Annotated in this window: 34 protein-coding genes; 27 read left to right on the top strand and 7 right to left on the bottom strand. The window is 64.9% G+C overall.

The window, feature by feature from the left end:
- Window positions 1-173: 173 nt before the first annotated feature.
- Together ISM_RS08835 and ISM_RS08830 are read left to right on the top strand one after the other, a co-directional pair.
- The gene (locus ISM_RS08835; protein ID WP_040618411.1) at window positions 174-503 is read left to right on the top strand and encodes an ArsR/SmtB family transcription factor; all 330 of its coding nucleotides are present in this window, start codon (window positions 174-176) and stop codon (window positions 501-503) included.
- A complete protein-coding gene (locus ISM_RS08830; protein WP_009813801.1) occupies window positions 493-1,494 on the top strand; it encodes a glycosyltransferase family 61 protein in 1,002 nt (333 codons plus the stop codon). The genes ISM_RS08835 and ISM_RS08830 overlap by 11 nt, the downstream gene beginning before the upstream one ends.
- Before the next feature lie 32 nt (window positions 1,495-1,526).
- Here ISM_RS08830 and ISM_RS08825 read toward each other — a convergent pair whose 3' ends face one another.
- Complete coding sequence (locus tag ISM_RS08825; protein ID WP_009813800.1) at window positions 1,527-2,408, bottom strand: LysR family transcriptional regulator; 882 nt, start codon at window positions 2,406-2,408, stop codon at window positions 1,527-1,529.
- A gap of 579 nt (window positions 2,409-2,987) precedes the next feature.
- On the opposite strand from ISM_RS08825, the gene ISM_RS08820 reads away from it, so the two are divergent.
- On the top strand, window positions 2,988-3,731 hold the full coding sequence (locus ISM_RS08820; protein WP_009813799.1) for a hypothetical protein: 744 nt from the start codon (window positions 2,988-2,990) through the stop codon (window positions 3,729-3,731).
- 59 nt (window positions 3,732-3,790) lie between these two features.
- Here the strand turns inward: ISM_RS08820 and ISM_RS08815 are convergent, their stop codons facing one another.
- A complete protein-coding gene (locus ISM_RS08815; RefSeq protein ID WP_009813798.1) occupies window positions 3,791-4,333 on the bottom strand; it encodes a prolyl-tRNA synthetase associated domain-containing protein in 543 nt (180 codons plus the stop codon).
- Between the two features lie 164 nt (window positions 4,334-4,497).
- Between ISM_RS08815 and ISM_RS08810 the strand changes: the two genes are divergently transcribed.
- The gene (locus ISM_RS08810) at window positions 4,498-5,292 is read left to right on the top strand and encodes a carbon-nitrogen hydrolase family protein (protein ID WP_009813797.1); all 795 of its coding nucleotides are present in this window, start codon (window positions 4,498-4,500) and stop codon (window positions 5,290-5,292) included.
- Between the two features lie 97 nt (window positions 5,293-5,389).
- Here ISM_RS08810 and ISM_RS08805 read toward each other — a convergent pair whose 3' ends face one another.
- The gene (locus tag ISM_RS08805) at window positions 5,390-5,644 is read right to left on the bottom strand and encodes a hypothetical protein (RefSeq protein ID WP_156783354.1); all 255 of its coding nucleotides are present in this window, start codon (window positions 5,642-5,644) and stop codon (window positions 5,390-5,392) included.
- Between the two features lie 162 nt (window positions 5,645-5,806).
- Here ISM_RS08805 and ISM_RS08800 point away from each other — a divergent pair, with 162 nt between their 5' ends.
- From ISM_RS08800 to trmD, 11 genes are all read left to right on the top strand, one after another.
- Window positions 5,807-7,069 carry an alpha/beta hydrolase gene (locus ISM_RS08800; RefSeq protein WP_009813795.1) on the top strand — a complete coding sequence of 421 codons (1,263 nt, stop codon included), beginning with the start codon at window positions 5,807-5,809 and terminating at the stop codon, window positions 7,067-7,069.
- Window positions 7,070-7,230: 161 nt separating this feature from the next.
- Complete coding sequence (gene ffh / locus ISM_RS08795; RefSeq protein ID WP_009813793.1) at window positions 7,231-8,742, top strand: signal recognition particle protein; 1,512 nt, start codon at window positions 7,231-7,233, stop codon at window positions 8,740-8,742.
- A 4-nt stretch (window positions 8,743-8,746) separates the two neighbouring features.
- Window positions 8,747-9,277 carry a GNAT family N-acetyltransferase gene (locus ISM_RS08790; RefSeq protein ID WP_009813792.1) on the top strand — a complete coding sequence of 177 codons (531 nt, stop codon included), beginning with the start codon at window positions 8,747-8,749 and terminating at the stop codon, window positions 9,275-9,277.
- Between the two features lie 2 nt (window positions 9,278-9,279).
- Window positions 9,280-9,849: a GNAT family N-acetyltransferase gene (locus ISM_RS08785; protein WP_040618409.1), complete on the top strand. Its 570-nt coding sequence runs from the start codon at window positions 9,280-9,282 to the stop codon at window positions 9,847-9,849.
- Complete coding sequence (locus ISM_RS08780) at window positions 9,842-10,138, top strand: chorismate mutase (protein ID WP_009813790.1); 297 nt, start codon at window positions 9,842-9,844, stop codon at window positions 10,136-10,138. The genes ISM_RS08785 and ISM_RS08780 overlap by 8 nt, the downstream gene beginning before the upstream one ends.
- A gap of 48 nt (window positions 10,139-10,186) precedes the next feature.
- Window positions 10,187-10,591 (top strand): 30S ribosomal protein S16, encoded by a 405-nt coding sequence (gene rpsP / locus ISM_RS08775; protein ID WP_009813789.1) that lies wholly within the window; start codon window positions 10,187-10,189, stop codon window positions 10,589-10,591.
- A 19-nt stretch (window positions 10,592-10,610) separates the two neighbouring features.
- Window positions 10,611-11,240, top strand: coding sequence for a 5,6-dimethylbenzimidazole synthase (gene bluB / locus ISM_RS08770; protein WP_040617975.1), 630 nt, complete (start codon window positions 10,611-10,613; stop codon window positions 11,238-11,240).
- Window positions 11,240-11,377, top strand: coding sequence for a hypothetical protein (locus ISM_RS18410; protein WP_198011658.1), 138 nt, complete (start codon window positions 11,240-11,242; stop codon window positions 11,375-11,377). Before bluB ends, ISM_RS18410 begins: the two co-directional genes overlap by 1 nt.
- 3 nt (window positions 11,378-11,380) lie before the next feature.
- A complete protein-coding gene (gene rimM, locus ISM_RS08765) occupies window positions 11,381-11,884 on the top strand; it encodes a ribosome maturation factor RimM (RefSeq protein ID WP_009813786.1) in 504 nt (167 codons plus the stop codon).
- A gap of 157 nt (window positions 11,885-12,041) precedes the next feature.
- Window positions 12,042-12,203 (top strand): DUF1328 family protein, encoded by a 162-nt coding sequence (locus ISM_RS17965; RefSeq protein ID WP_009813785.1) that lies wholly within the window; start codon window positions 12,042-12,044, stop codon window positions 12,201-12,203.
- 72 nt (window positions 12,204-12,275) lie between these two features.
- On the top strand, window positions 12,276-13,100 hold the full coding sequence (trmD, locus tag ISM_RS08755; RefSeq protein ID WP_040618408.1) for a tRNA (guanosine(37)-N1)-methyltransferase TrmD: 825 nt from the start codon (window positions 12,276-12,278) through the stop codon (window positions 13,098-13,100).
- On the opposite strand, the gene ISM_RS08750 is transcribed toward trmD, so the two are convergent.
- Window positions 13,097-13,678: an NAD(P)H-dependent oxidoreductase gene (locus tag ISM_RS08750; RefSeq protein ID WP_040618407.1), complete on the bottom strand. Its 582-nt coding sequence runs from the start codon at window positions 13,676-13,678 to the stop codon at window positions 13,097-13,099. The two genes, trmD and ISM_RS08750, sit on opposite strands and share 4 nt — an antisense overlap.
- A 103-nt stretch (window positions 13,679-13,781) precedes the next feature.
- On the opposite strand from ISM_RS08750, the gene ISM_RS08745 reads away from it, so the two are divergent.
- Window positions 13,782-14,372 carry a TetR/AcrR family transcriptional regulator gene (locus ISM_RS08745; RefSeq protein ID WP_009813782.1) on the top strand — a complete coding sequence of 197 codons (591 nt, stop codon included), beginning with the start codon at window positions 13,782-13,784 and terminating at the stop codon, window positions 14,370-14,372.
- On the opposite strand, the gene ISM_RS08740 is transcribed toward ISM_RS08745, so the two are convergent.
- The gene (locus ISM_RS08740) at window positions 14,369-14,776 is read right to left on the bottom strand and encodes a helix-turn-helix domain-containing protein (protein ID WP_009813781.1); all 408 of its coding nucleotides are present in this window, start codon (window positions 14,774-14,776) and stop codon (window positions 14,369-14,371) included. The genes ISM_RS08745 and ISM_RS08740 overlap by 4 nt on opposite strands.
- A 67-nt stretch (window positions 14,777-14,843) precedes the next feature.
- On the opposite strand from ISM_RS08740, the gene ISM_RS08735 reads away from it, so the two are divergent.
- The 7 genes from ISM_RS08735 to ISM_RS08705 all read left to right on the top strand — a co-directional run bounded on the left by ISM_RS08735 (window position 14,844) and on the right by ISM_RS08705 (window position 20,099).
- Window positions 14,844-16,046: an MFS transporter gene (locus ISM_RS08735; protein WP_009813780.1), complete on the top strand. Its 1,203-nt coding sequence runs from the start codon at window positions 14,844-14,846 to the stop codon at window positions 16,044-16,046.
- Between the two features lie 297 nt (window positions 16,047-16,343).
- Window positions 16,344-16,727, top strand: coding sequence for a 50S ribosomal protein L19 (gene rplS, locus ISM_RS08730; protein WP_009813779.1), 384 nt, complete (start codon window positions 16,344-16,346; stop codon window positions 16,725-16,727).
- A gap of 11 nt (window positions 16,728-16,738) precedes the next feature.
- Entirely contained in the window at window positions 16,739-16,960 is a 222-nt protein-coding gene (gene rpmE, locus ISM_RS08725) for a 50S ribosomal protein L31 (RefSeq protein WP_009813778.1), read from the top strand.
- A 142-nt stretch (window positions 16,961-17,102) separates the two neighbouring features.
- Window positions 17,103-17,579: an SsrA-binding protein SmpB gene (gene smpB / locus ISM_RS08720; RefSeq protein ID WP_040618406.1), complete on the top strand. Its 477-nt coding sequence runs from the start codon at window positions 17,103-17,105 to the stop codon at window positions 17,577-17,579.
- 107 nt (window positions 17,580-17,686) lie between these two features.
- Window positions 17,687-17,962, top strand: coding sequence for a hypothetical protein (locus tag ISM_RS08715; protein ID WP_009813776.1), 276 nt, complete (start codon window positions 17,687-17,689; stop codon window positions 17,960-17,962).
- Between the two features lie 100 nt (window positions 17,963-18,062).
- Complete coding sequence (sseA, locus tag ISM_RS08710; protein ID WP_009813775.1) at window positions 18,063-18,920, top strand: 3-mercaptopyruvate sulfurtransferase; 858 nt, start codon at window positions 18,063-18,065, stop codon at window positions 18,918-18,920.
- Window positions 18,921-20,099 (top strand): amino acid aminotransferase, encoded by a 1,179-nt coding sequence (locus tag ISM_RS08705; protein WP_009813774.1) that lies wholly within the window; start codon window positions 18,921-18,923, stop codon window positions 20,097-20,099.
- 12 nt (window positions 20,100-20,111) lie between these two features.
- Here the strand turns inward: ISM_RS08705 and ISM_RS08700 are convergent, their stop codons facing one another.
- Together ISM_RS08700 and ISM_RS18405 are read right to left on the bottom strand one after the other, a co-directional pair.
- Window positions 20,112-20,735: a TetR/AcrR family transcriptional regulator gene (locus ISM_RS08700; RefSeq protein ID WP_009813773.1), complete on the bottom strand. Its 624-nt coding sequence runs from the start codon at window positions 20,733-20,735 to the stop codon at window positions 20,112-20,114.
- 123 nt (window positions 20,736-20,858) lie between these two features.
- Entirely contained in the window at window positions 20,859-21,023 is a 165-nt protein-coding gene (locus ISM_RS18405; RefSeq protein WP_198011697.1) for a hypothetical protein, read from the bottom strand.
- Between the two features lie 199 nt (window positions 21,024-21,222).
- On the opposite strand from ISM_RS18405, the gene mbfA reads away from it, so the two are divergent.
- From mbfA to fghA, 4 genes are all read left to right on the top strand, one after another.
- Window positions 21,223-22,200, top strand: coding sequence for an iron exporter MbfA (gene mbfA / locus ISM_RS08695; RefSeq protein ID WP_009813771.1), 978 nt, complete (start codon window positions 21,223-21,225; stop codon window positions 22,198-22,200).
- A gap of 367 nt (window positions 22,201-22,567) precedes the next feature.
- Window positions 22,568-23,500 (top strand): AEC family transporter, encoded by a 933-nt coding sequence (locus ISM_RS08690; protein ID WP_009813770.1) that lies wholly within the window; start codon window positions 22,568-22,570, stop codon window positions 23,498-23,500.
- A gap of 12 nt (window positions 23,501-23,512) precedes the next feature.
- The gene (locus ISM_RS08685) at window positions 23,513-24,208 is read left to right on the top strand and encodes a nitroreductase family protein (protein WP_009813769.1); all 696 of its coding nucleotides are present in this window, start codon (window positions 23,513-23,515) and stop codon (window positions 24,206-24,208) included.
- Between the two features lie 4 nt (window positions 24,209-24,212).
- A complete protein-coding gene (gene fghA / locus ISM_RS08680) occupies window positions 24,213-25,043 on the top strand; it encodes an S-formylglutathione hydrolase (protein WP_009813768.1) in 831 nt (276 codons plus the stop codon).
- Window positions 25,044-25,149: the final 106 nt, after the last annotated feature.

Here is a 25,149-nt window from a genome sequence, read left to right as displayed (position 1 = left end):
AATCCACGTAAACTACTGAAATATCTTGTATTTTATTTTCGCACCCCCGGCCAAACCCGGCCTTGGCGCCCCAAACCCACCCGCCCGCTATATTCAACCCGATGGTTGAGCTTTACCGCCATGCCCCCATGCACCCCGTTGACCTTCGCCCCGGCTCGGGGCTTATGGGGGGCATGTCCAACCCGCTCGACACCGTCTTTGCCGCCCTGGCCGATCCGACCCGCCGACAGATCCTGTCGATGCTGCTCGAGGATGACATGGCCGTCACCGACGTGGCCGAACCTTTCGAGATGAGCCTCGCCGCCATCTCCAAACATCTGGCGATCCTCGGCCGCGCTGGGCTCATCACCCAGGAACGCCGGGGCCGGGTGAAATGGTGCAAGCTCGAACCCGACGCGCTGCGCGACGCGAGCATCTGGATGCAGAGCTTTGGCCAGTTCGAGGCGGTCAATCTTGACGCCTTTGAACGCTTTCTCGCGACGGAGCTCGACGATGCCGACTGAACCGGGGGCGTTTAATCTCTCCCCCGAGGCGCTGCCCCCGGCGCAGATCGACCGGATCAAGGACGCCCGCATCGTGCCGATGGAAAGCGGCCGCGGCATGGCGCATGGGGTGTTCCGCCCCGACGGCAGCTTCTGCCCCGGCTCCGCGACGCTCCTGTCTCGCAACCGGCTCAGCATCGCGCCCAGCCCGCCAGACGAGAGCCAGTTCAAACATCTGCAAGGCCGCCATCTCTATGCCGGGGTCGGGCGGCATCATTTCGGCCATTTCCTCGTCGAGGGGCTGGGCCGGCTCTGGGCGCTCGACCGCCACGCCGACGAGATCGACGGCATCCTCATCGTGCCCAAGCACAACAAGGACATCGAGGCGGTGATCCACCGCCGCTTCCTGCCCTTCTACAGCCTCTTGTGCGAGGAAAAGCCGCTCTGGCTTATCGACAGCCCCGCCCGCGTCGACGAGCTGCTCCTGCCCAGCCCCGGCTTTGGTCATGGCAACTGGACCATCGGCACCCCCGAGTTCCGCGCCTTCATCCGCCGCCGCATCGCCGAGAGGATCACCCCCGACGGGCCCGAACGGGTCTATGTCTCACGCACCCGGTTCAAAACCCCGGCGCATCGCATGGATCAGGAAGAGGCGCTCGAGCGCAAGATGATCAAGGCGGGCTATGTGAGTTTTCACCCCGAGCATTACACGCTCGAAGAGCAATGCCAGGTCTATATGTCCGCCCGCGAAATCGTCGGCGCCGATGGCTCGGCCTTTCACCTCGCGCCCTTCGCCCTGAAACCCGGGACGCGGGTCGGCCTCATCCAGCGCCGTGCGCGTCAGCCCGCCTTTGACGCGCTGGTGGCCCAGATCCGCGCCTTCGTCGATGTCGAGCTGCATACGTTCCACCCGCTCTGCGCGGAGGCAGAGGCCGCGACGGATCGGGACGCCGCCGCCCCGATCGACCTCGCGGCCCTGCTGGCGGCGCTCAAATCCCGCAACTTCCTCTGAGGAGGCTGCGCGGGATCACCGCGCCGCGTGGCTCAGATATTTTCCCACTCTTTCGCCGCCTCTTTGAGCACGGTGAGAAAGGCCTGCACCTTGGTGGTGCGGTGCAGATCCATATGGGTCACCAGCCAGAGCGGCGAGGTCCAGTCATCCTGCGGCGGCAGGATTTCGACCATATCGTCGAGCTCGCGCGCCTGTAGCTGAAACATGAACCCGATGCCCGCGCCCTCGATGATCGCCCGGCGCAACGCGTGGAAATCGCCACTGCGGAACACGATGTTTTCCGCCGGGATATGCTCGCGCATCCAGCGCATGAAGGGCGCGCGCGAATTGGGATCATCGGCCCCGACAAAGAAATGATTGGCCATATCGGCCAGATCCTTGGGCGCGCCATGGCGCTCGACATAGGACCGGCTGGCATAGAGCGCGACGCGCTGCTTCACAAAGGGCTGGACGACATTGTCCGGCTGATCGGGCACCGAACCGGCACGGATCGCCACATGCGCCTCGCCATATTCGAGCCGAAACAGCCGGTCGCCGGTGAGAAACCGCACCACCACCTCGGGATAGTCTTCGCGGAAGCGGGTCAGCACCGGCACCAGAAGATGGCTCAACCCGCCGAGCGAGGTCACCACGAGATCGCCGGAAACACCATCGCCCCGGCCCCGGATACGGCCGACAAGCTGGCTGAACTGATCGTCGGTCGCCTGCGCCACGCGCAGCAGATCATCGCCCGCCTCGGTGGCCGTATAGCCCCGCGCATGACGTTGAAAGAGTTTGACGCCCAGCCGCTCTTCGAGCGCGTCGATATGGCGAATGACCGTGGCGTGATGGACGCCCAACCGTTCCGCCGCGCCACTGACCGTCCCGACCCGCGCCACATGATAGGCGGTGCGAATTTCATCCCAATTATCCATAACTCATCCTCTGTGCACTAACCAACAGTTCGTGCAGAATGGTTATCGCGCACCACGTTTCGGCACAAGTCACCGGAGGGTTTTTCTGGTTTTCCCGCCCCGGATCGGCCGCCAAGCGCCCCCGCCAGAGCCCGAGTGCCCAACGAGCAGGCTCCTTCGCAACACAGGCCCTCCCCCGCCCAGATCCGCCGCGCCAGCGGCCCGGGCAGAGCCCGACCGCCCCCCGGGCGGGCTCTTTGGCGACACAGGCCCTTCCCGCCCGGATCCGCCGCGCCAGCGGCCCGGGCAGAGCCCGACCGCCCCCCGGGCGGGCTCTTTGGCGGCCGCAGCCCTGCCTTCACCCCGACGAAAACCCCGGCGAGATAAACTGCCCCGCACAGCCGGCACAACGCCCCCCCGCGGTCGGGCCCAGCCCTGCCTCAGCCCATCGCAAGCCCTGAGAGACCTCACCACCCCGGCCCACCCTAGCGACCTGCCCCCAGCGCTCCACTCTTTCCCTTTCGCGGCCAAACTCCGGCCATAATGACAAGGTCTCAATGTCACCTGTTGTCGTACCGTTAACCAGTTCAGGAGTTTTCCATGAAGTTGAACGATCATCTGTCCTGCGGTCTTGCAATCGCTGCATTCTGGGGGGTGTATTTCTTCTATCCAACACCTATTCCCCTCTTCGCCCCGATCCTCTTTACGATTGGCCTGACCGCATACGACCTTTCGTACACCCGGTCTCGGCAATCGTCTCCCCTTCCCCCCGAATACAACCCGCTCACCGGCGCAGACCATTTTCCGGTCGACCGAAAGGCCGGAATGGTCTCGGGCGCCCTCTATCTCTGCTGTGGCGTCGTCCTACTGTCGTCAGTCCTGTGGTCAGCCTTCTTCTTGGGCAAGCCCCCGTTCAAGAGCCTGAGTCTTCCCATAGGGGCGATCGTAATGTTCATCGGGGTGACCTTCCTCCTCGCACAGCGCAACGTCCGCGAGATCCTGATTGGTGAAGAGCAAATCACATTTCTGCCGAGGGGCGACACAATCGACCTGAAGGATATCACCCTGCTCAGTCTCCCTCCCCAGGGCGAAGAGATCTCGCTTGTTCAACTGACACTGCGCTCCAGCCGGTACAGGTTCATTCCGGGCGTGCTGAGCCAATGGCGCCACACCTGCTGGATCAGCATCAAGGGTAGCGATATGAGTGCTATCACCGAAACATTGCGCACTCGCCTTCTCGAGGCTCACCGTCGCGTGCCCGCCTCAAAGCCGGTCAATCGCATCCTACGGACCCTCTCAGCACCCACGATGGAAACCGCGTCCCCACCAACAACGGAGAGGTAACGCCCCCCGCCCGGAACAGCCGCGCCAGCGGCCCGGGCCCTGCCCTCCGCGACCGACCCTCAGCCCAATTCGAGCCAGCGGATCTCGGCGCCCCAGCCGCGCAGCACCCGCTCGAGATCATCGGGCGTCATTGCCACCGTCCGGTCATTGACCAGCGGGTGCAGATGCACCACCTCCGCCTGTCGCAGCGCCGCGTCCATGACCAGCGTCACGCCCATCTCGGCCCCGGTCACCATCGCCAGTGGGCTCACCGCGCCGGGGCGCACGCCCAGATGTTCCATCAGCCGCTCGGGCGAGCCAAAGCTCGGCCCCGGCGCGCCGATCTGCGCCCCCAGCGCCTTGAGATCGACCTCGCGGTCCTGTTCGAGCACCACGAGGTAATTCCGCTTCTTCCGGTCGCGCAGGTAGAAATTCTTGATGTTGACCACCCCCGCCCCCGAGGGCAGCACATCGCCCTGCACCGTCTTGGCATCCTCGACCGTGCGCAGCGGGATATGGCTATAGGCGGTGACCTCGCAGCCCGCCGCGCGCAAGAGATCGAGCATCTTGTCCGAACTCACCGGCAGGCTGTCCTGATGGGCGGATGAGGCGTCGACGGTCATGGCGGGCTCCTTTGGCTGGTCGCGCCCTCTTGGCCAAACCGGCCCGCAAAATCAAGCGCCCGCAGCCCCGATTTGCGCACAGTCGCTTTGCTGTCGCTTTACCGACGTCTTACCGACATGGGATTTTCATTGCCTTCGGGCCGCCAGAGCGCCAATCATGCGCCATGAAACTCGCCCTCTATCAGATGTCCGCCACCGCCAATCCCACCCCCCGCGCCCGGCGGATCAGCGAAGCGCTGACCCGTGCCAGCGCCGCCGGTGCTGATCTCATGGTCGCCCCGGAATTGGCGCTCTCGGGCTATGGCGCGGGCGACGCGCTGCGCGATCTGGCCCAGCCCGCCGAGGGCCAATGGTGCCAGCATTTACAAGAGGTTGTGGAGGCCTCCGGCTGTGCCCTGGTGACCGGCTTTCCCGAACGTCTGGGCGACACATTGCACATCTCCGCCATGGCGCTCCGCCCCGGTCGGCCGCCGGTGATCTACCGCAAGGGGTTTCTCTATGGTGACTATGAAAAGGCCATCTTCACCCCGGCCGGGCCAAATGTGGTGACCTTCGAGTATGCCGGTCTGAAAATCGGTCTACTCATTTGTTTTGACGTGGAATTTCCCGAATGCACCCGATCTCTCGCCCTTGCCGGGGCCGAGCTCATTCTCGTCCCCACGGCGCTCCCCGCGCAGCCCGGAAGCCCCTTTGTCGCCAATGCGATGATCCCGGTTCGTGCCTATGAAAATCAGGTTTTCGTGGCCTATTGCGACCATGCCGACGCCGACGATGCCTTTGCCTATCAAGGGCTGAGCAGCATCGCCGCCCCCGATGGCACCCTGCTGGCCCAAGCCCCCGAGACAGGCGAGGCGATGATCCAAGCCGAGATCACCCCCGCCGCCTATGCCGAGGGCCGCCGCCTGAACCCTTATCTCGCCGAATGGCGCGCCAGCCAGCGGGCCCAGACCAGAGACTAACCCCCGAAAACCGCAGAAAAGCCAGACGGCCAAATCGGGCGATTTTCGGCTTTCGGGGGCTGCCCTGCACCCTGTCAGGCACAAGACCTCTCTGGGTTCAATGCGACCGCCCGGCAGCGACCGGCCAGACCGCCCCGCTCCGCAAAAGCCCGACCAGCCGCGCCACCAGGCCACCCCCACGCGCGGCCCCATCCCGGGCGAGCTTGTGGCATTGGCAAGAGCGCATATGACGGCCTCTGGCCATGTAATAGGCGGTATCTATGGACCCATCGGCGCGATAGCGGATCGCGGGCTCCATCGCCGTCGAACTCTCTGTGTCCTGCGGTGTTTGCTGATCTCTTTCCCGTGTCATCGCATATTCCCTTTCTGCTTTTCCCCATCTCAGCAGAAGACCGATGCGCGCGCTTGAAGAGAGGCTTGCGAATGTCTTGTCATTTCGTTGCCGCGCGGTCGATCCTGACAGACCTGACAGAAATGGCTTGCCGGGTGACGGGGCCGCGATATTCAATGTGCTATGGTCTATCGCTTTGCCAATTGCCGCCTCGACCCCGCGCGCCACCTGCTCCTGCGCGATGGCGAGCCGGTTCATGTCGAACCACAGGTCTTTACCCTCTTGCAGGTGCTGGCCGAACGGGCCGGGCAGCTGATCACCAAGGAGGAACTGGTGGAAACGGTCTGGCGCGGGCTTGCAATATCCGACGCGACGATCAGCGCCCGCATCTCGGCGGCGCGCAAGGCAATCGGCGATACAGGCCAGGCGCAGGCGATCCTGAAAACGGTACATGGTTGCGGGTTTCGGCTCGTCGCCCCCGTCTCGACCGATCAGGCCGGAGGGCCGGACAAGGCGCAATCGCGCCCCGCGACGGCCAAGGCACAGCGCCACGTGCTGCGCTTCGCCCAGAGCGCGGATGGGAGCCGCATCGCCCATGCCCAAAGCGGCGAGGGGCCGCCGCTCCTCAGGCTCGGGCATTGGCTGTCGAATGTCGAGCTCGATTGGCACTGCCCGGTCTGGCAGCCGTTGCTCACGGCCCTTGGCGCGCGGCACAGGCTCGTGCGCTATGACCAGCGTGGCACGGGCCTCTCGAGCCGCGAGTTGCACGCCGCGACCGGGGCGGGCATCACCCCTTTCGTAGAGGATCTCCTCTGTGTTGCCGATGCCAATGGCCTGACTCGGTTTCCGATATTTGCCGCTTCGCAGGCGGTGCCGGTGGCGATCGGCTTTGCCGCGCAGTTTCCCGAACGGGTGAGCGGGCTAATCCTCTATGGGGGCTATTCCAAAGGGCGCTCCCTGCGTCCGCCCGCCCCCGGTCAGATGGACGAAGCCACCGTGCTGTCGCTCATCCGGGCCGGCTGGGGGCAACCGCGCAGCGCCTTCATGACAGCCTTTTCCAGCCTGTTCATGCCGGACGCCACGCCAGAACAGCTGGCCAGTTTCATCACCATGCAGGTTGAAACCATTGCCCCTGACAAGGCCGCAGAGCTGCGCCAGATCGTTGACCGGTTCGACGTGGCCGATCTGCTTGGCACTGTCCGGGCGCCGACACTTGTGTTTCATGCGCTCGACGATGCGATCCATCCGGTCTCCGAAGGGCGGCAGCTGGCCTGCGGGATACCGGGTGCGCGATTTGTCCCGCTGCGCAGCCGCAATCACGTCCCCCTGCCCCAGGAACCCGCATGGCACCTCATGCTTGATGAGATCGATGGCTTTCTGTCAGAGCTGGAGGCGGGCGGGCCAAAACCTGCGCCAGAGCTTGACTCACCAGCCTCTGAGGGCTAAACGCGCCAGCATATCCGGGAGTCTGTCACTGCTTCCGGTCCCTTGGGCCCTGCCCGGGATCGCCCCCCACCAGCGCGTTGCGCCCGTGGGGGCAATTGTGATTTGCAGCGTCGCCCATATCTTGGGAGGCAATAGAGAAACCGGCAAAGGAGGCCGCGGCCATGTTTGAAAATCTGTCCGAACGCCTGTCCGGTGTCTTTGACCGGCTGACCAAACAGGGCGCGCTGTCTGACGAGGACGTCAAAACCGCCCTGCGCGAAGTGCGCGTGGCGCTGCTCGAGGCGGACGTATCGCTGCCCGTGGCGCGGGATTTCATTGCCCGCGTGCAGGATCAGGCCACCGGCCAGTCGGTCACCAAATCGGTCACCCCCGGTCAGCAGGTCGTCAAGATCGTGCATGACGCGCTGGTCGAGACGCTGCGCGGCGAAGGCGACCCCGGCGCGCTCAAGATCGACAACCCGCCCGCGCCGATCCTCATGGTCGGCCTGCAGGGCTCAGGCAAAACCACGACCACCGCGAAACTCGCCAAGCGGCTCAAGGAGCGTGACGGCAAGCGGGTGCTGATGGCCTCGCTCGATGTCAACCGCCCCGCCGCCATGGAACAGCTGCAGATCCTCGGCCAGCAGATCGGCGTCGACACGCTGCCCATCGTCAAGGGCGAAGACCCCGTCGCCATCGCCAAACGCGCCAAGACCCAGGCGAGCCTCGGCGGTTATGACGTCTATATGCTCGACACCGCCGGTCGTCTCCATATTGACGCCGAGCTGATCCAGCAGGCCGCCGATGTCCGCGACGTGGCCAACCCGCGCGAAACGCTTCTGGTGGTCGACGGTCTCACCGGTCAGGACGCGGTCAACGTCGCCACCGAATTCGACGACAAGATCGGCGTCACCGGCGTCGTGCTGACCCGGATGGACGGCGACGGGCGCGGCGGTGCGGCGCTGTCGATGCGCGCGGTCACCGGCAAGCCGATCCGCTTTGTCGGCCTCGGCGAAAAGATGGACGCGCTCGAAACCTTCGAGCCGGACCGGATCGCCGGTCGCATCCTCGGCATGGGCGATATCGTCAGCCTTGTGGAAAAGGCGCAGGAAACCATCGAGGCCGAACAGGCCGAAAAGATGATGCGCCGCTTCCAGAAGGGTCAGTTCAACATGAACGACCTCAAGATGCAGCTCGAACAGATGCAGAAGATGGGCGGCATGGAAGGCGTGATGGGCATGATGCCCGGCATGGGCAAGATGGCCAAACAGGTGCAGGAGGCCGGGTTCGACGACAAGATCATCGCCCGCCAGATCGCCCTGATCCAGTCGATGACCAAGAAAGAACGCGCCAACCCGAAACTGCTTCAGGCGAGCCGCAAGAAACGGATTGCCAAGGGCGCGGGTCTCGAAGTGGCCGAGCTCAACAAGCTTCTCAAAATGCAGCGCCAGATGGGCGACATGATGAAGAAGATGGGCAAGATGGGCAAAGGCGGCATGCTCAAACAGGCGATGAAAGGCATGTTTGGCAAGGGCGGTCCGAGCCCCGAGGAAATGGCGCAGGGCATGGACCCCAAGGCGCTCGAACAGGCGGCCAAGCAGATGGGCGGCAAGCTGCCCGGCGGCATGGGCGGCCTGCCCGGTCTCGGTGGCGGTATGCCCCCCGGCCTGTCGGGCTTTGGCAAGAAGAAGTGACGCCATGAGCCTGACCCTGAACATCCCCCGGCTTGAGACCGACCGCCTGATCCTGCGCGGCCCCGAGGCCAGCGATTTCGAGGCCTATTGCGCCTTTCTCACCGATCCGGTGCGTGCCGAAGGCTTTGGCGTCGAAAAGAACCGGCCCAAGGCGTGGCGCTGGTTCGCGCTCAACATCGGGCATTGGGCGCTGCACGGGTACGGCTATTTCACCATCGAGGACAAGGAGAGCGGCGCGCCCTGTGGGCTCACCGGCATCTGGAACCCCGAAGGCTGGCCCGAGCCGGAAATCGGCTGGGTGGTGTTCGAAGGGTTTGAAGGCCGCGGCATCGCCCGCGAGGCCGCGACCCGCGCCCGGCAATGGGCCTATGATGATCTCGGGATGACGACGCTCACCTCGAATATCGTGCCCGGCAATGACCGTTCGATCGCGCTGGCCGAACGGCTCGGCGCGCGGTTTGAACGCAGCTACACCAATGTCGAAATGGGCGAAGACATGCTCTATCGGCATCCCGGACCGGAGGCGCTTGCGTGAACATGCCCGACGCCACCCCGGCCCAGCTGCCCGCCAATGTGCCCGTGGTCGAGACGCCCGACCTGATCCTGCGCGGCTATCGCGAGACGGATTTCGAGGCGCTGGCCGCCTTTGGCGCGTCCGAACGGTCGCGCTTTGTCGGCGGGCCGATGGACCGCTGGGCCAGCTGGCGCGCGCTTTTGGCCGGGATGGGCCATTGGGTGCTGCGCGGCTATGGCATGTGGATGGTCGAACATCGCGAAACCGGCGCCGTGGCCGGGCGTGTCGGCGTCATCTTCAACGAGAGCTGGGACGAGCCCGAGCTCGGCTGGCATATTTTCGACGGGTTCGAGGGCCAGGGCTACGCCTATCAGGCCTGCCTCGCCGCCCGTGACCATGCGGCGCGCCACATGGGGCTTGATGGGGTGATCAGCTATATCGCCGCCGAAAACGCCCGCTCGCGGCGTCTGGCCGAACGGCTCGGTTGTGTGCATGAGCGCGACGGCACCCTTCTCGACCAGCCCTGCCAGGTCTGGCGTCACCCGAAACTGGCGGAGACCGCCGCCGAGACGAAAGGCCAAGCCGATGACTGATACCGCCGCCCGCGCCGCTGAGCTTCTCAAGGGGCACCGCGAGAGCATCGACCGCCTCGATGCCGTGCTGGTCTTTACCCTCGCCGAGCGGTTCAAGCACACGCAATCCGTCGGTCAGCTCAAGGCCGAGCATGACCTGCCCCCCTCCGATCCGCTGCGCGAAAGCCAGCAGATCGAGCGGCTGCAACGCCTCGCGCGCGAAGCCGATCTCGACCCCGAATTCGCCAAGAACTTCCTGAACTTCATCATCGGCGAAGTGATCCAACACCATAAGAAACACCAATCCTAGGACCGGTCACAGGCCCGTCCCACCCAGCCATTCAAAGGAGATACACCAATGGCCATGAAAATCCGTCTCGCCCGTGGCGGCAGCAAAAAACGCCCCTTCTACCGTATCGTGGCGGCCGACAGCCGTATGCCCCGTGACGGCCGCTTCATCGAGAAGCTCGGCACCTACAACCCGCTCCTGCCGAAAGACAGCGAAGAGCGCGTGAAAATGGACATGGAGCGCGTTCAGTACTGGCTCGGCCAGGGCGCCCAGCCCACCGACCGCGTGTCGCGCTTCCTCGAAGCGGCTGGCGTTGTCGAAAAGAAAGAGCGCGCCAACCTGAAGAAAGCCGAGCCGGGCAAGAAAGCCCAGGAACGCGCTGCAGAGAAAGCCGAGAAAGCAGCAGCCGCTGCCGAGGCCGCCAATGCACCGGCCGAAGACGCGCCCGCCGAAGAGGCAGCCGCTGAAGAGTAAGCCGAAAGGCGGGTCTGGAATGTCCACGTTTTCCAAAGACTTCCAGCAAGACCTTTGGGATCTGATGCGGTGGCGGCGCGATGTGCGCCGCTTCCGCGCAGACCCGGTGGACGAGGCAGTGCTCATGCGCTGCCTCGATGCCTTTGCGCTGGCCCCCTCTGTGGGGCTGTCCGAGCCATGGCGGGTGATCCGCGTGACCTCGGACAGGGCCCGGGCCGCCGCGCTCGATAATTTCCGCGATGCCAATGCCCGCGCTCTGGCGGGCTATGATGGCGACCGCGCCGCGCTCTATGCCGGGCTCAAGCTCTCGGGCATGCAGGAAGCGCCGGTTCAGCTCGCGATTTTCTGTGACGAGGCCACGGCAAAGGGATCCGGACTCGGTGCTGGCACCATGCCCGAGATGCGCCGCTATTCCGTCGTCGCCGCGATCACCCAGTTCTGGCTCGCGGCCCGGGCGCTCGACCTCGGCGTCGGCTGGGTGTCGATCCTCGACCCCGCCCGGCTTGGCCGCGATCTCGATGTGGCCGAGGACTGGCGGCTGGTGGCCTATCTCTGTGTCGGCCACCCTGAAGAGGCGAGCCTCACCCCCGAGCTCGAAGAGGCAGGCTGGGAAACCCGCCGCCGCGCCGTGCCGGTCGAGGAGCGCTGATGTTTCGACCCATTCGCAGCCTGTTGTTGATGCTGGTGCTTTTGTTTGCAGGCATGATGGCCGAACGCTATCAGCAGAGCGAGCGCTGCGCCGCCGCCGGGGGCGAGATGCGCGACGGGCTCTGCCGGGGAGTATGAGAGATGACCGATAAGATCTGTGTGGGCGCGATTGCCGGGGCCTTTGGCGTGCGGGGCGAGCTGCGGCTCAAGAGCTTTACCGCCACGCCCGAGGATATCGCCACCTATGGCCCGCTCGAGACCGAAGATGGCGCCCGCAGCTTTGCCGTGACCCTCACCGGCCAGACCACCAATGCGCTCACCGCCCGGCTCTCTGGCGTGCAGAGCAAGGAAGAGGCCGACGCGCTGCGCGGCACGCAGCTCTATGTCGCCCGCGACCGGCTGCCGAGCCTGCCGGATGACGAATATTACCACGCCGATCTCATCGGGCTCGAGGTGTTCGACAGCGGCGGTGCGCTCTTGGGGCGGGTCAAGGCGGTGCTCAATCACGGGGCGTCGGATCTCTTGGAGATCCATGGCCCCGGGCTCAAATCCACGGTGCTCTTGCCCTTTACCCGGGCCGCCGTGCCGACCGTTGATCTGGCCACCGGCCGGATCGTCGCCGATCCCCCCGAAGGGCTCTTCTAGCAGCAAGGGTTGCGGGGGCTCTGCCCCCGGCCTCCGGCCTCCCCCGGGATATTTCACGCCAGAAGAAGCCACGCCTCGTGGAACCAGTTTGCCTGCGCCGGTGTTGTCACGGCAAGCGGGGCGTTCAGGCCCTGCCCCACAGGGAAAGGTTTGGATTATGCTTGAATGGATTCTCATATTGCTCGCCATCGCGGCCATCGCCGCCATGTTCGGTTTCGGTCGCCTGTCTGGGGTGGCGCTTTCGGGGGCCAAGCTCTTGGTTATTCTCGCGCTGGTGGTCTTCCTGCTCATGGCGCTTGGGGTCTTTACGCTCGCCTAGTGGCGGGGCTTTGGCCGCCGGGCCCACGCGATTTGAGTTTGCATGCCCGCCCGCATCGCCTATGAGGCGGGCATGTCGAACGCTGATGAACCTCCAAAGACACCGCCCGCCCGCTCGCTCGGGCGCAAGTCCATTTCGGCCTCCTTGCAGCCGCGCGCGTTGATCACGCCCACGCCGCGGCTCAAAGGCGCGTTCACCGCGCGGGTGATCACCCTCTTTCCGCAGGCCTTCCCCGGCGTGCTCGGCGAGAGCCTCACCGGCAGGGCCTTGCAGCACGGGCTCTGGGCGCTCGAGCCGATTGACCTGCGACCCTTTGGCGAGGGCAAGCATCGCAATGTGGATGACACGCCCGCCGGTGGCGGTGCTGGCATGGTGCTGCGCCCCGATGTGATGGGGCGGGCCATCGATTCTGCCATGGCGGGGACGCCGGGTGACTGGCCGCTTCTCTATCTGAGCCCGCGCGGCAAGCGGTTCGATCAGTCCATGGCGCGCGATCTCGCGACGAAACCTGGGCTCACCATGATCTGTGGCCGGTTCGAGGGGATGGATCAGCGGGTCATCGACCATTACGGCATTCAAGAGGTGAGCCTCGGCGATTTCGTCCTGACCGGGGGCGAGATTGCGGCGCAGGCGATGCTCGATGCGGTGGTGCGGCTCATTCCCGGGGTGCTCGGCAATGAGGCCTCGACCGAGGAAGAGAGCTTTTCCGAGGGGCTTCTGGAGCATCCGCAATATACCCGCCCGGCGCGTTGGCGCGATCTCGACATTCCCGAAGTGCTGATGTCCGGCCATCATGGCCGCATCGCCGAGTGGCGGCGCGCTCAGGCCGAAGAGATCACCCGCACCCGCCGCCCGGATCTGTGGCACGCGCTGACCAAGGGCGCTGACGACAGCTAAGCCGCCCGCGCCGCGATCCGCCCGACCCGGTCGAGCCATTTGTCGACCTGACCCGGCGCCGGGTGGCTCGCCTGTGTGAAATGGGTGAAGCGGACCGGTTTGAACCCGACAAAGCCGAAGATCTGCCGCTTGACCTGCCACATGAGCGGGCGGTGCAGCAGCCGGAAGTACCACCAGGGGCTATCGGAGGTGAGCAGCACCTGCGCGCTGCGCCCGGTGAGCAAGGGTTTCGGCAGGCCGCTGCCACGCGTATCAAAGCTGCGCCCCGGCAGCAGGCAACGGTCGAAAAGTCCCTTGAGCTTGGCCGGCATGCCGCCCCACCACATCGGACAGGCGAGCACGAAATGCTCGGACCATTCCAGCGTTGCGAGAAAATCCTCGAGCTGCGGCTCGAGCGGTTTTTGGTTCTTGTAGCCGCCAAACCCGTAATCGGGATCGAACGCCATATCATGCAGATGCCAGATCCGGACCTCATGGCCCGCCGCCCGGGCGCGGGCGGCGTAGGTTTCCGTCATCTGCCGAGAAATCGATGTCTGGGCGGGGTGCCCGTCGAGAATGCAAATCCGTTTCCGTGTCATGTCCGACTCCATAATTGACCACGGTCACTTTCTTATCTCGCAAAAATGACCACGGTCAATATTTATTTTTGACCACGGTCAGAATGCATGGCACAAGGGGGGCATGACCCAACCCGTTCAGACCCGCACGCTCAAGACCCGGGCGCGGCTTCTCGAGGCCGCGCGCGAGGTGATTTCCGAGACCAGCCATGGCGCGCTGCGCGTCGAGGAGGTGGTGCGCCGCGCCGGGGTCGCCAAGGGCACGTTTTTCGCGCATTTCAAGGATAAGGATGCGCTGATGGACCGGCTGATCGGCGAGCGGATGGATCTGCTCCTGAGCGATCTCGAGGCCTGCCCGCCACCGCAGAGCACCGCCGATCTGGTCCGCGATCTCGGGCCCTTCGTGGCCTTCATGCGGTCCGAGCGCTATGTGTTCGACGTGATCTTGCGCTATTCCGGGGCCGCCGCGCGCGAAGAGATCGGGCCCATCGCCGCCACGTTCGAGCGGTTCATTCTCCTGCTCGCGCCGAAACTGGCCGCCGCCCCGTTTCGCAAGGATGCCGATCCCGCCATGCTGGCCGAGGGGGTGCAAGCCTTTATTTTCAACGCGCTGGGCCTGAGTTTCTGCGCTTTGCACAGCGACGATCCGCTCGACGGGCGGCTCGAGGCCTATTTCGACCTTTGGCTTCTGCCGCCCGGAGGCGCCACGGCTTAGGTCGCGCGTCTCTGGGCGCGGGTCGCCAGTTTGAGCAACTGTTGAAACTTGGGGCAATCGAGGTGGTTGGGCTCGGGGCAGTCCGCCACATGGCCGAGCATCTGCGCCAGCGCCTCGAGCTGCCGGGCCTGATCGCGCATCGCGGCGGCCCGTGTCTTGAGCTCCGCGCGCGGCAGGGCGGGGGCGCCGCCCGCGCCGAACATCCCACCGATTTCATCGAGCGAAAACCCCGCCTGCCGCCCGAGCGCGACGAGCGCCAGCTGTTGCAGCACCTCTGGCCCATATTGCCGCCGGAGCCCCTTGCGACCAAGCGCCTCGATAAGCCCCTTTTCCTCGTAATAGCGCAGCGCCGAGACCCGCAGGCCGGTGGCCTCGGCGACCTCTCCGATATCGAGCAGCTTCATGATTGACCTCAAGTTGACTTGATTTCGTAGCGTGATCTCCGACTCAGCAAATGACAAGGAAAACCGCATGCCCTCCCTCTCATCGCCCCCCATCCATCACGATCCCCGCGCCATCGCCCTGTTGCTTGCCGCGACCCTCACGACCATGGCCAATGCCGCGATCAGCCCGGCGCTCCCGGGGCTTGAGGCGCGGTTTGCCGATCATCCGCAGGCGGCGCTGCTGACCCGGTTTCTCGTCTCGGCCCCCTCCGTCGCCGTGGTGCTCGTCGCTGGCTGGAGCGGCAGCCTCGCAGACCGGTTCGGCAAACGGCGGATGCTGATGGGCGGTGTCGGTCTCTTTGCGGCGGCGGGCACGGTGGGGTTTGCCCTCACCACGCTCGAGGCGCTGTTGATCAGCCGCCTGATCCTCGGCATCGCGGTGGCCCTGATCATGACCTCGCAAACCGCGCTCATTGCGGATTATTTCGACGGGGCGGCACGGAGCCGCCTGCTCGGCCTGCAGGTCTCGGCCCGCAATATCGGCGGGCTGGTGGCGATCGGGCTTTCAGGATTTCTGGCGCTGATCTCTCCGATGCATGCCTTTGCGGTGCATGCGCTCGCCCTGCTGATCCTGCCGGTGCTCTGGCGCTCGCTGCCTGAACCGGCCCGCGCCGCGCCTCCGACGCCCGCGCCGGAAATGGCCGAGCCCGTCGCCCGCCGCTTTGACACGGCGCTCTGGTCAATGGCCGGGTTGCAGATGCTGACGGTCATTTGTTTCTTCACCATGCCGACCCAGCTCCCCTTCTTTATCGCGCATCATGGCATCGACAATGCCGCCGTTATGGGCGGCGCGATGGTGGCGCTGACGCTGGCCGGGGCGCTGGCGGCGAGCCGCTATTCTGCGCTCAAGCCGCGACTGGGACACGCCCGTTTGCTCGCCCTGGGCTATGCGCTGATGGGTGGCGGCATGCTGACCCTGGCGCTGGCCCAAGGGATCGAGATGATCGTCGCGGGCGCGATCCTCGTTGGTCTGGGCTTTGCCACGGTGGTTCCCAATTTCAACGAAATCGCCCTCGCCGCGACGCCGCCGCACCGGCGCGGGCGCACGGCGGGGGTGCTCACCACGGCGGTGTTTCTGGGGCAGATCCTGTCGCCGCTGCTGACCTTGCCGCTCTTGCAGGCGGTGGGGTTCGCGGGCATGTTCGCCACGCTTGCCGCGGTGCTCATTCTGGCCGCGTTGGCGGGGCTCGCCATTCACTTAGGCCGCGCGCGCCGCTTCCTGCCGGGCTGAGACCGCACAGCCCGCGACCGTCCCACCTCTGGGGCCTTGCGCGACAAGGCCAGAGCGCCTATACACCGCGCGTCTGCGGCTCTTATGAGTCGGTCGGACCTGTTGTATATTCGCTTGGCCCCAGGATCGCTTCGACCGGGGCGCACGGATCGCAGCAGCCCAAACAAGCAATGACGACCTGACCTCTGGCGGGCGCCCCGTTGATCGGACCAAGGCGGACCCGGACGAAGACCAAGAGCTCTTAGGACGCGAGACATCTTTGCGGACAAAACCGCAAGCAGTTTAGGAGATGATCAGATGGACCTGATCGCACAGCTCGAAGCGGAACAGATCGCTTCGCTGGGGAAAGAGATCCCCGATTTCAAAGCCGGTGACACCGTGCGCGTCGGTTACAAAGTGACCGAAGGCACCCGCACCCGTGTGCAGAACTTCGAAGGCGTCTGCATCAGCCGCAAGAACGGCGTGGGCATTGCCGGTTCGTTCACCGTGCGCAAGATTTCCTTTGGCGAAGGCGTGGAACGTGTGTTCCCCCTCTTCTCGACCAACATCGACAGCATCGAGGTCGTGCGCCGTGGTCGCGTGCGCCGCGCCAAGCTGTACTACCTGCGCGCCCGTCGCGGCAAATCGGCCCGTATCGCCGAGGACAGCAACTACAAGCCCAAAACCGGCGCTTCGGCATAAGGATCGCTCAGATGAAAAAAGACATCCATCCCGATTACCACCTGATCGACGTCAAAATGACCGACGGCACCATCGTTCAGATGCGCTCGACCTATGGCAAGGAAGGCGACACGCTGTCGCTCGACATCGACCCGACCGTGCACCCGGCCTGGACCGGCGGCACCTCGCGCCTGATGGACGCCGGTGGTCGCGTCTCGAAGTTCAAGAAGAAATACGAAGGCCTCGGCTTCTAAGCCACGCGCCCTTTGCATCATTTCGGAAAACGCCGTCCCTCGGGGCGGCGTTTTTCTATGCGCCGCACCCGCCCCCTGATTTGACCCGACCCCGCCCATCTGGCCACTGGACATGGGCCGCCTGACACACTACCTCAGCGAAATGGCAAAACCGAAGGACAACCCGAATTACAAGGTGATCGCCGAGAACCGGCGGGCGCGGTATGATTACGCGATCGAGGAAGATGTCGAATGCGGCATCATTCTCGAAGGGTCCGAGGTCAAATCCCTGCGCGAGAACTCGGCCAATATCGCCGAAAGCTATGCGGCGGTGGATGATGGCGAGCTGTGGCTGATCAACTCCTATATCGCCCCCTATGAACAGGCCAAGACCTTCGGCCATGAGGAAAAGCGGCGACGCAAACTGCTGGTCTCGAAACGCGAATTGGCGCGCCTGTGGAATGACACGCAACGCAAGGGCATGACCCTCGTGCCCCTCGTGCTCTATTTCAACCATCGCGGACTGGCCAAGCTCAAGATCGGCATCGCCAAGGGCAAGAAGAACGTCGACAAGCGGGCCACCGAGGCCAAGCGCGACTGGAACCGTCAAAAGCAACGCCTGCTCAAGGATCACAGCTAGGCCCGCTGACGCGGGGCCGGTTCTTTTCCCCTGACATGCTCTCCCCCCACCGCTCTAGGTTGAACTCAGGGTCGCCCGGGCCTATTCCGGGACAGAGGGAGAGGGACATGGAATTGATCATAGGCCTCATCGCGGGCGCTGTCGGCGGCAATGTCGCCGGCGGGATCTTTCGCAAACTCAACATGGGCATGTTGGTGAACTCGGTGGCCGGGATCATCGGCGGCGGGCTCGGCACACAGGTGCTGGACATGCTCGGTGCAGGCAGCATGACCCAAGGCGGCGTCGATCTGGCAGGCGTGCTCGGTCAGGTGGCCACCGGCGGTGTCGGCGGCGGCGCGCTCTTGGCGCTTGTCGGCCTGATCCGCAACGCCACCTCTCGTTAGGACGGAAAATCCCGGCGCATCGCGCCTCAAACCCGCCCGTGGCCTTGATCCCCCCGGCGCATGGGTGTAGCGATCCCCTCGTCTAACCACGAGGTGCGCCATGGCCACTGATGACATCACCACCCTCGTTTCGACCGGCTGGCTGGCCGACCATCTCAAGGACCCCGATGTGCGGGTGCTGGATGGCACCTGGTTCATGCCCGCCACGGGCCGCGACGCAAGGGCCGAGTTCGAAACCCGCCACATTCCCAACGCCCGGTTCTTCGACATCGACGATATTTCCGACCACCGTTCGGACCTGCCCCATATGGTCCCGCCGGTCGAGAAATTCATGTCGCGCGTGCGCGCCCTCGGCGTCGGCGATGGGCACAAGATCGTGGTCTACGACGCCCATGGGCTGTTCTCGGCGGCCCGCGTCTGGTGGCTCTTCCGGCTGATGGGTCATGATCAGATCGCGGTGCTCGACGGCGGCCTGCCAAAATGGCTCGACGAAGGCCGCCCGACCGAGGACACCCCGCCGGTGATCCGCGACCGCCACATGACCGTGCGCCGCCGCCCCGAGATGGTCCGCGATGTGACCCAGGTGGCCCAGGCCTCCAAGCTCGGCGATCACACGATCCTCGATGCGCGCTCGGCCGAACGGTTTCGCGGCGACGCGCCCGAGCCGCGCGAGGGACTGCGCGCCGGTCACATCCCCGGCGCCCGCAGCACGCCCTACACCGATCTGCTCAATGCCGATGGCACGATGAAATCGCCCGAGGATCTGCGCGCCGTCTTTGACGCCGCTGGCGCCGATCTCGACAAGCCGGTGATCACCACCTGCGGCTCGGGTGTGACGGCGGCGGTGATCAACCTCGCCCTCGCCCGCATCGGCAAGACCGATCACGCGCTCTATGACGGGTCATGGACCGAATGGGGCGCTTTTCCCACCGTTAACGTTGCCACCGGAGACGCTTGAATGCTCAGCAACCTATCGCAGCAGCCCGAGGACAAGATCCTCGCCCTCATGGCCCAGTATCGCGCCGATCCGCGCGACACCAAGGTCGATCTCGGCGTCGGGGTCTACAAGGACGCAAGCGGGCACACCCCGATCATGCGCGCCGTCAAGGCGGCCGAGAAACGGCTCTGGGAAGAGGAACAGACCAAATCCTATGTGGCGCTCGCGGGCGATCCCGGCTTTTCCGACGCGATGGTCTCGCTGGTGCTCGGCGATGCCGTGGCCCGCGATGCCGTGGCGGCGGCGGCGACCCCGGGCGGCACCGGTGCCGTGCGTCAGGCGTTCGAGCTGATCCGCATGGCCAACCCCAAGGCGCGGATTTTCGTGCCCAACCCGACCTGGCCCAACCACCTGAGCATCCTCAAATATCTCGGCATGGAAACGGTCACCTACCGCTATTTCGACAGCGCCACCGGTGCCGTCGATTTCGCCGGGATGCAGGAAGATCTCGCCGGGCTCACCGCAGGCGATGTGGTGCTGCTGCATGGCTGCTGCCACAACCCAACCGGCGCCAACCTGACCCTGCCGGAATGGCAGGCGGTGATTGCCGTGCTCAATGACAAGGGCGCGATGCCGATGATCGACATCGCCTATCAGGGCTTTGGCGACGGGCTCGACGCCGATGCCGCCGCCACCCGTCTGGTGGCCAAATCCTGCCCTGAGACGCTGATCGCGGCGTCCTGCTCGAAGAATTTCGGCATCTACCGCGAACGCACCGGCATCCTGATGGCGGTGAGCCAAGGCCAGACCGCCGTGGCGCAGGACAATCTCAACTTCCTGAACCGGCAGAACTTTTCCTTCCCGCCCGACCATGGCGCGCGGCTGGTGACGATGATCCTCAATGATGACGCGCTCCGCGCCGATTGGCAGGCCGAGCTCGAAGAGGTCCGCAACGGCATGCTGGGCCTGCGCGAAAGCCTCGCGGATGAGCTGCGCAAACTCTCCGGCTCGGACCGGTTCGGCTTTGTCGCACAGCATCGCGGCATGTTCTCGCGCCTCGGCGCAACGCCCGAACAGGTCGCCCATATGCGCGAGCATCACGGCATCTACATGGTGGGCGACAGCCGCATCAACATCGCCGGGCTCAACGTCAAATCGGTGCCGATCCTCGCCAAGGCGATGATCGACGCAGGCGTCTGATCTGAAAGTACCTTAGTTTCTGGCCCCGTAGCGGGCCAGAAACATATCTGCCGCCCCCTGCACCACCCGGTCGATATCGGCCTGATCATGGTCGCAGTCGATGCCGCAGAGACAGCGCACGAACATATCCGCCTTGCAGAGCTCGGCAAATTGGCTGGTGGCGAGATCCATATCCTCGATCACCAGATCGCCCCGCGCCACATAGGCCTCGAGCACCGCGCCCAACCGCTGTTTGAGCATCATCGGACCCGACGCATAGAACCGCCGCCCCAGTTCGGGAAAGCGATGCGATTCGGCGACGCAGGCCCGGTACATCTGCTGCCCGAACTCCGACAGGAAGAAACAGACGAGCCGCTCGCCCGCCGCACAGAGCGTCTCACGCACCGGCGCGGTGATATCCATATGGCCAAGCGCCGCCTCGGCCTGACGGTTGCACTCGATCCGGGCCACCTCGGAAAAGAGCAGCCGCTTGTCAGGAAAATAGGCATAGAGCGTCGCTTTGGAGACGCCGGCCACGCGGGCAATATCGTCGACGCTCGCGCCTTCGAACCCGTCCCGCATGAACACGACCCGGGCGCCTTCCAGCACCTGATCGAATTTTCTGCCCTTCTTGATTTCGGCCTGTGTGCTCGCCATCAAATTCCCCGTGGTCCGAAGTCATCCGACCTTACAGGTGCGAGCGGGGGGCGAGCAAGGCAAACCCCCAGAAATATGGCGACAGCGGACCTCGGAGGAGCCTCAGCCCGCTGTCCTGCCCGGTCAATGGGCCGGGCGTCCTGCATCGCGGGTGACAGTGTCAGCCGCGGGTGCCGGAAAACTGATCGTCGGGGTGACATTGCCCGCGTCCAGGCTGAGCGCATGAACAGGCAGGGCGGCCGAGATCAAGGTGAGGCCAATGGCGAGGGCGGGAATGAGGCGTTTCATGGTCATATGCTCCGTCAGGCATGCTGTCTAAACCCTTCTGTTCACTTCATGTAGGAGATGCGCAGCCTGACGCAAGTAGTTTTTGAACTAATCGGTTCACTTTTTTACATCCCCGCCCTGCACCCCGCGAAATCCCCTTGCAAAACGGGCCCGAGCGGCTAGTTTAGAATCATTCTAATTGATCGAAATGCGAGCTCTCATGATCCCCGTCCTCTCCAACCGCCGCCGCTTCGCCGACCTCTCGGAACAAGAGGTGCTGGCGCTGGCCATTTCCTCCGAAGAGGACGACGCCCGCATCTACCGGCTCTATGCCGAACGGCTGCGCCCCGATTTCCCCGACAGCGCGCGGCTCTTCGATGGCATGGCCGCCGAGGAAGATACGCATCGTCGCGCCCTCATCGACCTGCACCGAAGCCGCTTTGGCGAGGTGATCCCGCTCATCCGCCGCGAACATGTGGCAGGCTTTCACGCCCGCCGCCCGGTCTGGCTCACCCAGAGCCTCGGGCTCGACCGCATCCGCGACGAGGCCGCCGCAATGGAACGCGACGCCGAGGCCTTCTATCGCAAGGCCGCCGCCCGCACCCAAGACGCCGCCACCCGCAAGCTGCTCGGCGATCTCGCCGCCGCCGAGGCCGGTCACCAGAACAGCGCCGAGACCCTGGCCGAAACCCATCTCGACCCCGAGAGCCGCCAAGGCGAAGACCGCAAGGCCCACCGGCAGTTCATCCTGACCTGGGTGCAGCCGGGCCTCGCCGGGCTGATGGATGGCTCGGTCTCGACCCTCGCGCCGATCTTTGCCACCGCCTTTGCCACGCAGGACACCTGGACCACCTTTCTCGTCGGTCTGGCCGCCTCTGTCGGCGCAGGCATTTCCATGGGCTTTACCGAAGCCGCCAGCGATGATGGCGAATTGTCGGGCCGCGGCAGCCCGGTGAAACGGGGCTTTGCCTCGGGCCTGATGACGACGATCGGCGGGCTTGGCCACGCGCTCCCCTATCTCATCACCGATTTCTGGACCGCCACCGTAATCGCCATGATCGTCGTGGTCATCGAACTCTGGGCCATCGCCTGGATTCAGAACCGCTTTATGGAGACGCCCTTCTTTCGCGCGGCCTTTCAAGTGGTGCTCGGCGGGGCGCTGGTCTTTGCGGCCGGGGTGTTGATCGGTTCGGGCTGAGCAGAATCCTCTCGCATCTGCAGAATCTGGGCAAGAAGCGTTTAATCTTATGACAGGTCACGGTATTTTGGTTAAGTTTTAAGCAGTCCTCCGCTTTTTTCTCGCAGATGCAGCGTGAACAATTCCGAATCGCGCCGCGATGCGGCAATGATCAACTCAACCGGACGGCTTCTGCCTCCTCCTCCCATTTAGCAGGGGTCGCCGGAACGGTTTCGATGGCGTGCATACCTCCTCCCTTGCCCGTCATAAGCGACCGAAATCAACGAACTGCGGCCGGGCGGGCAACCGTCCGGTCGTTTCTTTTGGCGGCTCTCTCGGCGCGGCGAATAGCATTTGCCCCCGCCGCGCAACATGCTACCAAACGGCCATGCTGGCCGTATTTCTTCAGACCATCCCGTTCTTCCTGATCATCGGCCTTGGCTATGGCGCTGGGCGCTCCGGTTTCTTTCCCGAGGCCGCCACCGCATGGCTCACCAAATTCGTCTTCTACTTCGCCCTCTCGGCGATGCTCTTGCGATTCTCCGCCAATCTCAGCCTCGCCGAAGCCTTCGATCTCGATTTCGTCCTGGCCTATGCGCTGGCCTCGCTCGCCATCTATCTGCTCGCCACGCTCATCGCGATCCTGCGCCGCCTGTCCGTCGCCGAAGCCGCGGTCGAGGCGCAATGCGCGGTGATCGGCAATGTGGGCTTTCTCGGCCTGCCAATGCTCGCCATGCTGATGGGCGAAGCCGCCATCGCGCCGGTGATGATGGTGCTTGCGGTCGATCTCATGGTCTTTGGCTCTCTGATCGTGATCCTGATCACCGGCTCGCGCGACGGACGGATGTCGCTGGCGGTGCTCGGCACGGTGGGCATCGGCCTGCTCAAGAACCCGATGATCGTGTCGATCGTGCTCGGCCTCTCGTGGTCGGCCTCGGGCTGGCCGCTGCCCTCGGTCGCCAATGATTTCCTCGTGCTGCTGGGCGGCGCCGCCACCCCCGGTGCGCTCTTTGCCATCGGCGCGTCGCTCGCCTCGAAATCCGCCGAACGGCCGGTGATCGCGGGCTATCTGTCGTTTTGCAAACTGGTGCTGCACCCGGCTGCCGTCGCTGTGGCGGCGCTCGTTCTCTTTCCCATCGCGCCCTATCCGGCCGCAGTGATGATCGCCGCCGCCGCCCTGCCGGTGGCGGGCAATGTCTATATCCTGGCCCAGCATTACGGCGTCGCGCCCCAGCGCGTCTCGGCCTCGATCCTGATCTCCACCGCCCTCGCCGTGGTGACCCTGTCGCTGGTCATCGGCTGGGCCAACACGCTCTACTGAAACGGCCCGCCCATGTCCTATAGCCCCCAGCCCCTGCCGCCGCGCGCACCGCTCAGCGACGAGGACGCCCTGCGCGAGGCGCGCGATTTCCTCGCCTCGCTGGAAACCCGCGCCTCGGTGCGCGATTTTTCCGACCGGCCGGTGCCTTACGAAATCATCGAGACCTGCATTCGCGCCGCCGGCACCGCGCCCTCGGGGGCCAATCAGCAGCCTTGGCATTTCGCCGCCATCTCCGATCCGGCGCTCAAATCCCGCATCCGCGAGGCCGCCGAGGAAGAGGAGCGCGCCTTCTACGCGGGCGGCGGCGGCGATGCCTGGCTCGCCGCGCTCGAACCCATCGGCACCGACGCGTCGAAACCGCATCTGACCACCGCGCCCTGGCTCATCGTGATCTTTGCCCAGCGCTACGGCACCGCCCCTGATGGCAGCCGCGCCAAACATTACTATGTGCCCGAAAGCGTCGGCATCGCCACCGGCATGCTGATCACCGCGCTGCACCGCGCCGGGCTCTATTGTCTCACCCATACGCCCAACCCGATGAAATTCCTCAACGGGCTGCTCGACCGCCCCGAGAGCGAAAAACCGGTGATGATCCTCACCGTCGGCCATGCTAGTGCTGAGGCAACCACCCCGGCGGCGGCGCGCAAACGCAAACCGCTCGCCGCGCTCATGACAGCCCATCAGGGCGACACGAACCAAAAGGACTGACACCATGCAGACCCAATCCGAAAACGCCTGTTTTGGCGGCACCCAGGGCGTCTACACCCACGCCTCCTCTGCCTGCGCCTGCGACATGACCTTTGGTCTCTTCCTGCCCGAAGAGGCCCGCGACGGGCCGGTGCCGGTGCTGTGGTATCTCTCGGGGCTGACCTGCACCCATGAAAACGCCATGACCAAGGCCGGGGCCCAGACCTGGGCCGCCGAACAGGGCATCGCGCTGGTCTTTCCCGACACCTCGCCGCGCGGCGAGGCCGTGGCCGATGACGAGGCCTATGATCTCGGCAAGGGCGCGGGGTTCTACGTCAACGCGACCCAGGACCCCTGGGCCCCGCATTTCCGCATGTGGGACTATGTGGCCGAAGAGCTGCCCGCGCTTCTAGGCGAGAATTTCGCCATCGACCTCGACCGTCAGGCGATCACCGGCCATTCGATGGGCGGTCATGGCGCGCTGACGCTGGCGATGGGTCTGCCGGGCCGGTTCCGCTCGGTCTCGGCCTTCGCCCCCATCGCCCATCCGAGCGCCTCGGACTGGGGCCGCAAACAGCTCGGCGCCTATCTCGGCGAGGACGAGGCGACCTGGGCCGCCCATGATGCCACGCTGCTGATGCGCGAGGCCGGTTTCGACGGGCCGGTGCTCACCGACACCGGAACCAAGGATCAATTCCTCGACCTGCTGAAACCCGAAGCCCTCTTCGAGGCCGCCGCCGCCCGCCGGCAGCAAGGCACGATGCGGATGCAGCCGGGCTATGACCACAGCTATTTCTTCGTCTCCACCTTCATGGAAGATCACGTCGCCTTCCATGCCGAGGCGCTCTACGGCTGATCGCCCGCCCAAAATTCGAGCAAACCCAGCCCCCGCGTCGCAAACATCCCGGCGCGGGGCGCACCCTGCCCTTGCGGGGCTGAGGCCTGCCTCTTAGGGTCGCCCC

Source organism: Roseovarius nubinhibens ISM, assembly GCF_000152625.1.
GTDB lineage: Bacteria > Pseudomonadota > Alphaproteobacteria > Rhodobacterales > Rhodobacteraceae > Roseovarius > Roseovarius nubinhibens.
Note: the sequence above shows the minus strand (reverse complement) of the source record. Positions and strands in the feature narration are given on the sequence as shown.